The sequence below is a fragment of the Klebsiella sp. PL-2018 genome, assembly GCF_019048985.1.
Lineage (GTDB): Bacteria > Pseudomonadota > Gammaproteobacteria > Enterobacterales > Enterobacteriaceae > Klebsiella > Klebsiella michiganensis.
In genome coordinates, this window is sequence record NZ_CP077673.1 from 5,578,727 (window position 1) to 5,591,869 (window position 13,143).

Consider the following 13,143-nt stretch of genomic DNA (forward strand, 5'->3'; position numbering starts at 1 on the left):
TCAGGGATGGAAGTAAAGAAACTGAACGTCAGAGACCGAAAACAGCCGCTCGCGCTGTAACACCACGTGCGCCGCGCCGCCCTGTCCCTGTAGCCAGCGGGAATAAAGCCCCTCGAGTATGGCACAAAACGCATTACACCAGCGGACGCGGCGCGCTTCATCGCGGCTCACCGGCAGCGCCTGATGGCGTAACCGCAGGCCGTCATCGCTAACCTCAACGCTCACTACGCCCCACTGAAACCGGCTTAGCTGCGCATTCATATTGGCTTCCAGCTCACCGAGCGTTTCCGACTCCGGTAGCGGATGCTCATCGGCCAGCGCCTCGCCCATTTGCCGCAGAAAGGGCTGGCTCTCCAGCTCGCCCGCGTTATTGACCATGCCATCAACCATAATCAGCAGCAGATCGAACCACCCGGCAGGGGTTTGCTGCTGCTGAAACCAGGCCATTACCAGCGCATTATTATTGTCCGTCACGATCAGCGATCTCCCAGCATGTAGCGGATATAGAGGCCGGCGGTGCTCTCGTTGTAATCGCCGAAGGTGTCATAACCCACCTGGCCGCCGAGCGTCATCTGTTTATTGACTTTGTAATCCGCGCCGGCGCGCAGGGTATAGCCGATGCCGCTCTTCGAGGTGGCTGAATAGTAGGCCTCTTTGGCAAAACCGTTGCTCACAGCGGTCTCGAGCGTTTGCTGCCACTCGGCGTTGGTCGGGAAATAGGCGCTCTTATCCTGGCTGTAAGATTGATACCCCACCGAACCGCCAAGCTTCATCGTCCAGTTATCATATTTCTCCGTCAGGCTTACCGGCAGCGACACGCTGACGTAGTTCTGCGGGCTGAAGTAGCCCCCTTGTCCGTAGGTGAAGTAGCTCAGGTTTTTCGAGTAATCCATGTAGCTCATACTCAGCCCGGTCTGCAGCTGACGATACTCATCGTGGTAAGGCCGCAGATAAACCCCGGCGTTGGCGTTGATGCTGGTATTGCTGGCGACGTTTTGTCCCAGGTAGCTATAGCCCCCGCCGCCGACGTAGAAACCGGCATCGCCGTCGTCATAGCTGAGCTGCAGGGTACCGCCGTTTTTGGTCACCTGACCCCAGGTTTTGCCGGAGTAGGAATCCTTCAGCCCCACCCAGGAGAGCAGGCTGTCGGTCAGCGAACGACGCTCGCCGGTAAAAATCAGCGACAGATAGTTAGTCAGCTTCGGCGACCACTTCACGCCGCCCACAACGGTATTCAGATCCTGACCCAGCGGCGTGCTGCCGATATCGACGCGATATTCGTCGCCGCTCAGCGCCAGCGCCAGCGCCACGCCGTTGGCTTTTTGCGAATCGGTTGAGCCGCTGGCCCGATCAACGTTAGGTTTCAGATTTGAAGAAGCCAGATAGCTGGCGACCTGCCCGGAATCGTAAGCGCCCAGCTTCGCCAGATTCTCCATGCCGCTGCTGGTGGTGGCGTTAAAGTCTGAAGCATTCAGCGTGCCGAGACCGCTCAAGGTCTCCGCCCCCGGATTGTTGGCAAAGTACGTCGTGCGCTCGGTATCGGTCATCGCCGCAATCGCCGCCTGCTCGCTGGTGGCGGTGGAGATCATATTGGAGACCGCGTTTGATAGCGGATTCGCGCCATAGCGCCGCCAGGCGTCCCCGGTTGCCGTCCCTGCGTTCAACGTAATCGGCGTCACGGTAAAGTCGAAACGCGAATCACCGAACGGCGAGGAGGACCAGGTCAGCGGGGTTTTGATTTCGGTCAGCTTACTGGTGCCGGATTCGCCATCGCGGCCGCGAACCTCCATGCCCCCCTGCAGCCAGGTGCCGGTTTTTTCCTGCAACGTCTCCATCATGGTATCCACCTGGCGCAGCATCCGGGTCTGCGCGGTTTCGACCGGCAGATCGGTGCGCTGGATCCCCGGCAGCGTACTGCCATCGCCCGTCGATACCTGTGAAACCTGCCACGGCATATATTGCCCGTAGCTGGAGGCGGTACGCGTCGCCGCCGGCGTGCGCGAGACGCCGACGAACGGATTATCCGCCGCCAGCACGCCGCCCACGGTCGGCGTTTGCGTGCCGTTGCTGCTCTGTAACCCCAGCAGCCTGCCGCGAGCGCTGCGCAGATAGGTCATCGCCTGCTGATGATGGCCCTGCGATTCGGCCACGCGCGCCAGCAGCAGCAAACGGTCCGGCGAATTATCCGGGCGCAGCCCGCTTGCCAGCTGCGCCGCCCGGTCGTTATCGCCCGCCGACAGCGCGACATCAATAGCCCCGCTGCGCGCGTCCTGGGTCGGCGTATCGCGGGTCATCAGGTAGTCATAGACGACCCCGGCCTCTTTATTCATTTTGCCGCTCTGATAGAGACGCGCCATGGCGAACATCAGGTCGGTATTTTGCGGGTCGCTCTGCATGGCGCCCATCAGCTTGTCATACGCCGCCGCGTAGTTACCCTGCTCGCGCAGGCGATCCGCGTCGTTAATCACATAGCCGTTGCGAATGCTGGCCAGCTGCGTCGGCGTACTGCTTGCCTGCAGCTGCGGGTTGGTGAGCAGCCTCTGCGCTTCGTTGGTCAGGCCAGCCTGGTTAAGCACCGTCACCTGATCGGCGTAATCCCCGGCGTTGCCGGAGATGCCGCCGTTAATATTGTTACGCACCAGCGATACCGCGGTAGTGACATCGCCGCTCTGGGCCAGCAGGCGCGCCAGTTTACCGACATCCGCCGGGGCTTTTGGCGGCGTCGCGGCCATCGCCCTCAGCGTATTGGACGCCGCGACGGAATTACCCTGCGCCAGATACCCCTCGGCCGTCGCCAGCTGCAGGTTGTAGTTCACCCGCTGGTGCAAATCGCGCATCTGGCTGGTCTGGCTGGCGGGGGGAATTCTTGCCAGCAGCGTTTGCGCCTGCTGCCAGCCGCCGTTCTCGCTGGCGAAAAGGGCGGCGGCGTACAGCGAGCTGCTGCTGGCGCCGGGACGATACGCGGCGCCCATAATCGCATTCGCCTCGCCGTCGTTGCCGGATTTTTGCAGCAGTCGGGCCAGATCGAGGCGCATCCACGCATCGTCCGGATAGCGAGAAACGCCCTGGCGCAGCGTGGCGATCGCCCCGGACACGTTACCGCCGCTGGCCTGCTCCTGGGCCTGTCGACGCAGGGAGTCTCCCGGCGTCCCGGTGACCACGCGCGGCTGCAGCTTTTGCTGCAGGCTTTCCGGCAGCGTTCGCAGCATCGACTGGGCTTCTGCGGTTTTATTCTGTTCACGCAGAACGTAATAGAGATTCTCCCGGGCGGGGCCATTTTGCGGCTGCTCGTTGAGCAGCGCCCGCAGCGTTTGTTCGGCCTGGGGCAGGTCTTTGTTGTGGCGCAGAACGTCGGCGCGGAACAGCTTCGCCGCCGAGCCCTGCGTCCCGCTCTGCTGCGCCAGCGGCGCGGAGAGCGCCAGCGCCTGGCTAATGTTGCCTTGCTTATAGGCCTGCTGCGCCTGAGCAAGCTGGCCGTAAAACAGCGCATCCCCTGCCTGCTGACGCCGGGTTTCAGAGCCCTCGCCGCCGAGATCCGCCGCCCGGCCCAAATACTGAGAGGCCGCCTGAAAATCGCCGCTGCGCTGGGCGATATAGCCCATCCCGGCAAGCGCGTCAGCATCCTGCGGATTGGTTTGCAGGACCTGTTCAAACTGCTGCTTCGCCGCGGCGGTATTGCCGCTGTTCAGGTCAGCGTAACCCTGACCGCGCGCCTGGCCGCTGCGCCGTTCGCGGAAGTAGTTCTGCACTTCGCTATCCTGCGGGTGGCGCTGCATCCAGGTATCGTAAAACGGCTCATCTCCCGGCTGCGGCCCCATCCACAGCAGCGCCTGACGCAGTCCCGCATCGGCTTCTTTGCTGCCGCTGGCCATCGGCTCCAGCATGGCGATCCCTTCCCGGCGGGTCTCTTCGCGCCATGTCAGCGCCTTACCCAGGGCCACGCGCGGCCCGTTCTCCTGCGGATGCTGAGCGACGTACTGACGCAGTTCGCTCAACGCCTGCGGATAGAGCGATTTGTCGCTGGCCATCGTCATGTAGTATTCCGCCGCCAGTCCGGAAGGCGGAACGCTTCCGTTGAACATACTCCGCCAGGTCGCCAGCGCGGCGGGCACGTTGCCGCTGCGCGCCTGCTGTCTGGCCAGGTTGAGCTGCCCCTGCGGGACCTGCGCCATTTTTTTGGCGCTATCCAGATCCTGCAGGCCGGGACTGTTGGGCGCCGCTTTCTCCAGTCGCGCCCGCCACTGGGCCGCGGCCTGCAGGTTGCCCCCCTGCTGCGCCCACAGTGCCATCAGGTACAGCGCCTGAGCGTTGTTGGCATCCACCGATAACACTTTTTGCAGCGATTCCATCGCCAGCTCGTCGTGCGATTTTTCGTGCCAGTAGTTGGCCTGCGCAAACAGCGCCTGCAGCGCCGCATCGTTACCCGCCGCCTGCGCCTCGCCGAAGGCGCCAAGCGTCAGCGCGCCGGACAGGCACAGCGTGGAAAATTGACGGGCCGCCTTCGTATTCATTTTACTGACTCTTTTCATTGGCTATCTCCCGACTCCAGGCGCTTGCGGGCATGACGTTTGAACATCGCGGTCAGCGCCAGACCCAGAATGGACGTGGCGATTAACCCCAGCACCGCCAGCAGGCCGGAGTGCTGGTTGGCATACCACACCGCCATCATGTACCACGGCATCTGGCCGCTGGGGAACGGCGTACTGACCTGGAAGCTACGCACGCCGTTATCGCTGGTAATCACCGCCGTATCGCCGCGAATACCGGCATTGATGCGCGGTGAATTAAGATCGTCTTCCAGTTTCGCCAGCTGATCGTCGCTGCTGGCCATCGCCACCACGACCACCCGCTGCGGGTTCCACGGCGAGCGATAGCTAATAAACCCGCGCCAGGCGCTGCTGGAAGAGAAATAGCGATCGGCATCCACGCCGTCGGAGGCCCAGTCGCCGCTCAGCCTGCGCTGAATTTTTGTCCATAGCGCCGGTTCACGTACGCTCAGCAGGTTATCGACCGGTTGATAGGGAGAATCGGCCAGCAGGCGCTGATTAAACGCTTTCTGATCGAGGGCGCTCACCGCCAGGACATCGCGAGCGCGCAGGAACAGCGCATTCGCGCCGTCGTCAGGAACGCCCAGCATCACGCGGTTATTGGCCAGCGCTTTACCGGTCGAATTACCCGAACGGGCGGCCAGATTCAGCATCGTCGCGACCTGCGTTTCCGAAGGCTGTTCCGGCAGCAGCAGCGTGGTTTGCGAATAATCCGCCAACCGGGAGAACGGGAACGACGCGCCGACAAAATAGGAAAGATTCGGCAACAGCGAGAAGTGCCGCGTACCGCTCAAATCGATCCACGAGTCGTCGGTGATGCGGCTTTTAATCGTGCTGTTCAGCAGAACCGAACAGGGCGCGCTGTCCTTCGGCACCAGATTGAAATAGAGCGAGAGCTGGTTATCGCCGTAAATCAGATACGGCGCCAGCGGGATAGTGAAACGCTCCTGACGCGCGTCGCCGCCCAGGTGACGCCAGAGCTTCTCCAGCGGACCCTGTTTATTCATCGGCAGGTTGTTGAGGAAGGTGTTGTTGAGCGTCACGCTCAACAGCGACTTATCCTCGTTAATCCAGCTCTCCGACGGGAAACGGTAGCCGATCTGCAGGGGAATGGTTTCGCCATCCCACAGGTAGAGGTCCGGCGCGGCGCGGAAGGCCACGCGTAGCGGTTCATGCCATACGCCGCTGACGGTCATACTTTGATCCTGGCGGATCAGCTCGCTGATTTTTACCGGCCGATCGGTGGCGATCCAGCGCGGGGCGTCGTACGGCTTGCTGACGGCTATCGTCTGCGGATCAACATCCATGCTGGCCGTCTGCGGGGCGAAATCGCCGCGGGTCAGTCGCCAGGCGGCCATCCGCAGCGCCGCGTCGTTCTGGCCGACGATGAGCAGCAGCTTATAGGCCGGATTGCCGGGGTTCTCAACGATCCGCAGCAGCGGCCTGTCGGTTTGCGGCAGCGTCAGGCCGCCCACCCGATCGCCGGGGTGGCCGATGATAATACCGTGCTTCTCGGGCAGGCGATCGCGCAGCGCGTCAAAAGCGATACCGCGATAATCGGCCTGAATACCCAGCCATGACGATACCAGCACCGCAGCGCTGAAAATATCCGCCGTTGGTTTCTCCGGATACGCGATAGCGATATCAGCCGGCGTCATCTGCATGCTGTCGAAAAACGGGCGCGGGAAATGGCCTAAATCGTTGCTGATATTAAGCTGCTGGCTCTCCCAGCTAAAGTGGGAGGCGGGCAAAATGGTCACCCGCGAGGTGTCGTGAATATCGAGCCGGCACTGCATTGCATCGCCGTCGTTAATCTTAAAGCTCAGGTTGTTGCTGGAGACCATCAGCGCCGCCGGAATATCCAGCTGATAGTGCGAGATCTCCTCGCCGTCCGCGCCCAGCGGTAGCGTGCCGAGCGGCTGGCCGTTGAGCATTAACTGCAGCGTGGCGTTGCGGGACGCCATCTCCGGCGAGACCTTAACATCCAGCATCAGCTGGGCATGGGTGACCACCTGATCGGAGGGCAGCGTAAAGCTGGCGCCGCCCTGGTTTTGTCCACCGCTAAGGATGATGCCGTCCGGCATGCCCATCTGCATGAGGTTCAGGTCTCCACCGACAATCGGCGTTAGCGGCACCGTATCAGCGACCCCAGAGGCAACCGGCGACGGCATCGCGGGTAGCGAAGCCGGCTGAGGGACGTTTGCCGGCGCGGGCTCCGTCGTGGCGGGCGAATTCGACTCGCTGGCAGGCGCCGACGCGCCGCTGGCTTGCGCATCAGGTAGCGGAAAATTAAGCGGCGGCAATGCGTCAGAGGGCGTTTCCTCGCTATGCAGCGCTGGCGCAGAGAGCATACCGGCCAGCAGCGCAAGCGTCGTTAAACGTTTCATAGGCTGCCGTCCTCCTGCGCGGGATTCGCCGCAGGCGGCTGACGACGCTGGCTACGGCGCGTCTTCCACGTCAGCCAGAACAGTTCGAATACGCAGCGCAAAATGGTGGCAAAAGAGCGGAACGGGTTGTCCTGCGGGCGCGGCGGGTTAATCCACGCATCGGCGCGGGCCAGCACCACGCGCACCAGCTCGCGGCGGCGGGAGAGCTGAATGTTTTCATCAAATTGCAGACGAATAAACTGGTCGTCAGCGGTAACCTGGCGCACCGGGATCGAAATCGCGCCGGACTGGAGAATCAGCTCAATCTCTTCGATTTCATCCTGCAGGTGACGCTTATCCGGCGCGCTTACGCGGCAGCCGCCCATGGACAGGTCCGCAGTGTGGCTGCGGGAGACAATGCCGCTGGTGTAGTGGATCAGTACCGGAATATCGACATCAATACGAATCGTTTTTCGCACCTGACGGGTTTCGCGCGCCACGGCAATGGCGGCCAGCAGGAAGATCAGGCTGTAAATCCCCCAGCCGACGTTCAGCGCGATAACGTTCGGGTCTGAGCCAAAGTAGTCGTGACCGATAGCGCGGACGATACCGACCACCACCCCCAGGCCCAGCAGACAGGCGACGACCAGGTGCGGTCTGACGACGGTAAAGTCGAAGTAGCCCACGTCCAGCAGGCCGCCTTTATCGGTCACGTTGAATTTCCCGCGTTTGGGGAAAATCATGGTCACCAGCGTCGGCAGCACCAGGTGGAACGCCAGCACGATATCGTAGATTTCGCCCCAGAAGCTGTAACGATAGCGGCCGTTCATGCGCGAGCCGACATAGATCGCGAGGAACAGATGCGGCAGCGCGTAGGAGACAATCAGGCTGGCCGAGGAGTAGATGATATTCAGGTTGAACAGCAGGTAGGCCAGCGGTGCGGTGACAAAGACCACCCGCGGCAGGGCGAACTGATAATAGAGCATGGCGCTGAGATAGCACAGGCGCTGCTGGAACGTCAGCCCACGGCCCAGTAGCGGGTTATCCAGACGGAATATTTGCGTCATCCCGCGCGCCCAGCGGGTACGCTGAATCACGTGCACTACCAGACGTTCGGTAGCTAAGCCGGCCGCCAGAGGAATATCCAGGAACGCCGACTTCCAGCCCAGGCGCTGGAACTTCAGCGCGGTATGGGCATCTTCGGTCACGGTCTCTACCGCAAAGCCGCCGATCTGTTCCAGCGCGGCGCGGCGAATGACGGCGCAGGAGCCGCAGAAAAAGGTCGCGTTCCAGTTGTCGTTCCCCTGCTGAATCGGGCCATAAAACAGCATCCCTTCGTTAGGAATATTGCGGCCCACGGAGAGGTTGCGCTCAAAAGGGTCCGGCGAATAGAAGTAGTGCGGCGTCTGCACCAGCGCCAGCATCGGATCGTTGAGGAATCCGCCCACCGTCGCCTGCAAAAAGACGCGGGTTGCCACGTGGTCGCAATCAAAAACGCAGATAAGCTCGCCGTGGGTCAACGTCATCGCGTGGTTGAGGTTGCCCGCCTTGGCGTGTTTGTTATCGTTACGGGTGATATACCCAACCCCAACGTCGGCGGCGAATACCGCGAATTCATTGCGCTTACCGTCATCCAGCAAATAGATTTTTAATTTATCTTTTGGATAATCAATACACTGCGCAGCCAGCACCGTATCACGCACCACCTCAAGCGGTTCGTTATAGCTGGGAATATAGATATCCACCGTCGGCCATTTGCTCATATCATCCGGCAGCGGGACAATTTCACGCTTTAGCGGCCAGACCGTTTGCAGGTAGTTAAGCAGCAGCATCACCCAGATATAGACTTCCGCCAGAAACAGCCCCATCCCCAGAATCGCTTCGATGGTGGAGTTAAAATGCAGGGTCTGCGTTAAACGGAAATACATATAACGGGTCGACATCAGCAGCGATGTCACCACCATGATGACGGAAACGCTGCGGTTTTTACTGAACCCCATCACAAAGAGAATACCGATGCTCAGGAGGCCAAAAATATACTGCTTTTGGCTGTCCATCGGCGTGATCACCACCAGCACGGCAATGGGCGAAAGTACCAGTACCAGCAACCAGAAAAGCGTCTTTTTCATTCAGCAGCCCTGCAATTAAATTAAAGCCCTGACCTGCGAGGCTGGCTATGCACCTTGCCGTCACCAATATTGATACCCAACTGCGCAGAGATTTTTTTGGCAATAATTTCAATATCAAAGGCGGCTGCGGAGGAGGAGTTAAAGTCCAGGATCGACTTCTGGGAAGCATTAGCTTCCACCACGCTTTCATCACGATGGATGATGCCCAGCAGACGATCGCCCAGCTTTTCTTCCATTAACGCCGTAACATCGCGACTGACCTGGCGACGGTTATCGCTCTGGTTAATCACAAAATAGTGTCCGAGTTTATGGTTGAGTTCGCCCCCGGTCAGACGCTGCTTTTCGACGTGCGCCAGCGCGGACGTCGAGGCGGTATCCGCCAGCAGCGGTACCAGATGCATATCGGCAAGCGAAGTGAGCGCCTTTAGCGCGGGCGAAGGGCCCGGCGGCAGGTCGGCAATCGTAATCAGCCCCGGATAATTGAGTAATGCCGCCAGGCCACGGGTCAGGAAATGCTCGTCATGGCTCAGGCGTTCATCGAAGGCCTGCCGCTGCGCGTCGCTCACGTCGCCGTAGGGCAAGACGAAGATATTGCTGCCGGCGCTTAATACGCACTGGCTCCAGTCATGGAGCTCCAGCGCTTTCGCGACATAGCCGCGCTCGTCGCTGAGGGGGACGCCAAAATGCAGGCGCAGGGCGTTCTGCACATCAAAATCGAGGGCCAGAACTTTACTGCCTGCGCGGGCCAGCGCCCAGGCCAGATTTGCCGCCAGGGTCGTTTTTCCTACGCCGCCTTTCGGTGAACACACGCAGATCAACGGCATGTCGCAATCCTCTCCAGGAGTGATTTCAGTGACTGATCTTTATCTTTTGCTACCGGCTCCGCGGTTTTGGCCGCAAAAAGATGGGCAAAACCCTCCGTCGTCGGCGCGGCCGCCGGACGAGGCCTGACTGCCGGAGCAGGGACGCTGACCGGTACCGGCTGCGCAGCAGCCTGAGAAACCGCCGGCTGGGGGGCGGGCGCAGCCGCTGCCAGGCTTTGCGGCAGCGCAGGCTCTACGGCCGCCGCAGCAGCAATGTCCGTCAGGGGGGCGGGCTGCGGCGCGGAGGGCGGGATAATCAGGGACGGTGCAGCCAAAGAGGGCCCCGGGGGAGCCTGAACGGCCGCAGGCTCCACCTTGTGAAACATATCGGCAGGAACCCGCTGCGGCAGAGGTAAGGAAACTGACCCACCCATGGCCAAAGAAGACGCTTCCTCCGCCGGAATAAGTTGATTGAGAATAACCCAATCCCCTTTTTCACCGGCGGCGGCTTCTGATGAGAGGTCCTTAAATTTTAGACTGTGTGTCCGCGTCTTTTCCTTGAAGCGCTGCAAATCATCATAATGGTTCATAGATAACCTCATGATTTAAATACGTCATATTTAATCTGTTTTAATTGTCATCCCACGCCACTAAAGCGTAGTTTAATTTGTTGTTTTTTGGGCATTTACCCGGCGTTACGGCCGTCACAATACGCTAACTTTAGTCGCGTTTTGATTATTTTGGATAGGTCAGGCTGGTGTAATTCCATAGTGGTAGTGCGGTTACACTAACAGTTCTTTTTCAAAATGATAGCCCCATTTTTTGGGCGGCTGCGCCGTCAATCCCCCCGCAGCCTGCCAGGCTATTAGCAGATCGTAGTTTTTTATACTGTCTGAATTTTAAAAAACGGCGTAATACACGCCAGGGGAAGGCTAAAGAGAATACATTTTAATATTTTTTAAGGCGTTTAGAAATCACTTACCGCGCTTAATTAAAATAATAAAATATTGTTCCCGTCCAAAATAAATAGCTCAGGATGTTAGCCAAAAACCAGGAATATAAAGCGTTGACCGAACAACAAGGAACAGTTTTATGCATCGCTTTTGCTGTTAATTTGCTCCGGCTAAAGAAACAATCAAGATAAAGTAAAATACATTCATGTAGTTATCCCGGACTCCCGAGATAGCAATGGTTGTGGCGTAAAATGCCAGTATTGTTCGTTGTCGGTTGTTCCAACAGTGCTGAGTTATGGTTAAAAAAAAGCCGAAGCACAGGCTTCGGCTTTGATTATCGATTGCCTGAATCAGCTCAGGGGCTTCTCGCCGTTCTGATCCTGGTCGACCGCAAAGCAGGCTACCAGCTGGCCGCCGTAGTCCTTCAGCTGCGGCTGAAGCTGGGTGCACGGGCCGAAACGGCGACGGCAGCGGGCGTTAAACGCGCAGCCCGGCGGCGGATTCAGCGGGCTCGGCAGCTCGCCGGTGAGCTTGATGCGCTCGCGGCGGTCATCCGGATTCAGACGCGGCGTTGCCGACAGCAGCGCCTGCGTGTACGGATGCTGCGGGTTGTTGAAGATTTGATCTTTCGTCCCTTTCTCCACGCAGCGGCCTAAATACATCACCATCACTTCATCAGCGATATGCTCCACGACCGACAGATCGTGGGAGATAAAGACGTAAGAAAGCCCCAGATCCTGCTGTAAATCCATCATCAGGTTCAGCACCTGCGCGCGCACCGAAACGTCCAGCGCGGAAACCGGTTCGTCGGCGATCACCACGTCCGGGTCAAGCATCAGACCGCGGGCAATGGCGATACGCTGACGCTGGCCGCCGGAGAACATATGCGGATAGCGGTCGTAGTGCTCGGTTTTCAGGCCCACTTTGGCCATCATCGCCAGCGCCTTCTCCCGGCGCTGCTCTTTGCTCAAGCTGGTGTTGATCTGCAGCGGCTCTTCCAGAATCTGCCCCACCTTTTTACGCGGGTTCAGCGAACCGTAGGGGTTCTGGAACACAATCTGGATTTTCTGCCGGCGCAGCTTCTGCGCCTGCGGATCGTGCTTAAGCAGGTCCTGTCCCTGGTAATAGAGCTCGCCGCCGGTGGGGATTTCAATCATCGTCAGCAGACGACCGAGCGTGGATTTACCGCAGCCGGACTCCCCCACTACCGCCAGCGTTTTACCGCGTTCAAGGGTAAACGAGACGCCGTCCAGCGCCTTGACCAGGCGTTCCGGCGTGAAGAGCCCCTTCTTCACCGGATAGTATTTTTTCAAATCGGTGGCCAGCAACAGAGGCTGTTGCGTGGTGGCCTCATGCGTACTCATAGCCCAGGCCTCCCGGCATCATCAAGTGGGTAATGACATTTCGACTGGCGACCGCCGTTAAGCAGGTTCAGCTCAGGTTCTTCGCTGCGGCATTTGTCGGTCGCATAGGGGCAGCGCGGGTTGAGCAGACAGCCGCTCGGACGGTCGTATTTGCCCGGCACCACGCCCGGCAGCGAGGCAAGACGCGCTTTATCCTGAGCGAACTCCGGCAGCGCGCGCAGCAGCGCCTGCGTATAGGGGTGGCGAGGCGCGCGGAAGATATCCTTCGCGTCGCCGGTTTCCACCACCTGCCCCGCGTACATGACGATGATTTTGTGCGCCGCTTCGGCCACCAGCGCCAGATCGTGGGTAATCAGGATCAGCGCCATATTCTCTTTCTGCTGCAGCTCCAGCAGCAGCTCGATGATCTGCGCCTGGATGGTCACATCCAGCGCCGTCGTGGGCTCATCGGCAATCAGCAGCTTTGGCCGACAGGCGATGGCCATCGCGATCATCACGCGCTGGCTCATACCGCCGGAAAGCTGGTGCGGATAGACGTCAAGACGCGAAGCCGGATCGGGGATCCCCACCAGCGTCAGCAGGTCAATCGCCCGCTGCACGCGGGTTTTCTTGTTGCCGCCCTGGTGCACCTTAATGGCTTCCATAATCTGGTAACCGACGGTATAGCACGGATTCAGGCTGGTCATCGGGTCCTGGAAGATCATCGCCACTTCCGCGCCCACCAGTTGGCGGCGCTCTTTTTCGGAAATGCGCTTCAGGTCGCGACCGTTAAATTCCAGCTTTTCAGCCATCACCCGGCCGGGATAGTCAATCAGCCCCATAATCGCCAGCGAGCTGACCGATTTACCCGAGCCGGACTCGCCGACGATACCGACCACTTCGCCCTGATTTACGCTGTAGCTTACGCGATCTACGGCGCGGAACGGCGTCCCTTCGTCGCCGAAGTGCACCGAGAGTTTATCTACATTTAATAACGCCATC

At 59.6% G+C, this 13,143-nt stretch carries 7 protein-coding genes and 1 pseudogene; all 8 read right to left on the reverse strand.

All coding sequences use genetic code 11. From position 1 onward, the window contains the following. Entirely contained in the window at positions 1-477 is a 477-nt protein-coding gene (gene bcsD / locus MKleb_RS26350; protein ID WP_025106801.1) for a cellulose biosynthesis protein BcsD, read from the reverse strand. Beyond that, positions 477-4,529 (reverse strand): cellulose biosynthesis protein BcsC, encoded by a 4,053-nt coding sequence (locus tag MKleb_RS26355; protein ID WP_025106800.1) that lies wholly within the window; start codon positions 4,527-4,529, stop codon positions 477-479. Before MKleb_RS26355 ends, bcsD begins: the two co-directional genes overlap by 1 nt. Beyond that, positions 4,526-6,934 carry a cellulose biosynthesis cyclic di-GMP-binding regulatory protein BcsB gene (gene bcsB, locus MKleb_RS26360; protein ID WP_025106799.1) on the reverse strand — a complete coding sequence of 803 codons (2,409 nt, stop codon included), beginning with the start codon at positions 6,932-6,934 and terminating at the stop codon, positions 4,526-4,528. The genes MKleb_RS26355 and bcsB overlap by 4 nt, the downstream gene beginning before the upstream one ends. Beyond that, entirely contained in the window at positions 6,931-9,042 is a 2,112-nt protein-coding gene (gene bcsA / locus MKleb_RS26365) for a UDP-forming cellulose synthase catalytic subunit (protein ID WP_014227182.1), read from the reverse strand. Before bcsA ends, bcsB begins: the two co-directional genes overlap by 4 nt. A 20-nt stretch (positions 9,043-9,062) precedes the next feature. Then, a pseudogene (gene bcsQ, locus MKleb_RS26370) lies at positions 9,063-9,855 on the reverse strand (cellulose biosynthesis protein BcsQ). A 1-nt stretch (position 9,856) separates the two neighbouring features. Further along, on the reverse strand, positions 9,857-10,435 hold the full coding sequence (bcsO, locus tag MKleb_RS26375) for a cellulose biosynthesis protein BcsO (protein WP_025106798.1): 579 nt from the start codon (positions 10,433-10,435) through the stop codon (positions 9,857-9,859). Between the two features lie 713 nt (positions 10,436-11,148). Further along, positions 11,149-12,162, reverse strand: coding sequence for a dipeptide ABC transporter ATP-binding subunit DppF (dppF, locus tag MKleb_RS26380; protein WP_014227185.1), 1,014 nt, complete (start codon positions 12,160-12,162; stop codon positions 11,149-11,151). Then, on the reverse strand, positions 12,159-13,142 hold the full coding sequence (dppD, locus tag MKleb_RS26385) for a dipeptide ABC transporter ATP-binding protein (protein WP_004855320.1): 984 nt from the start codon (positions 13,140-13,142) through the stop codon (positions 12,159-12,161). The genes dppF and dppD overlap by 4 nt, the downstream gene beginning before the upstream one ends. Position 13,143 lies beyond the last annotated feature (1 nt).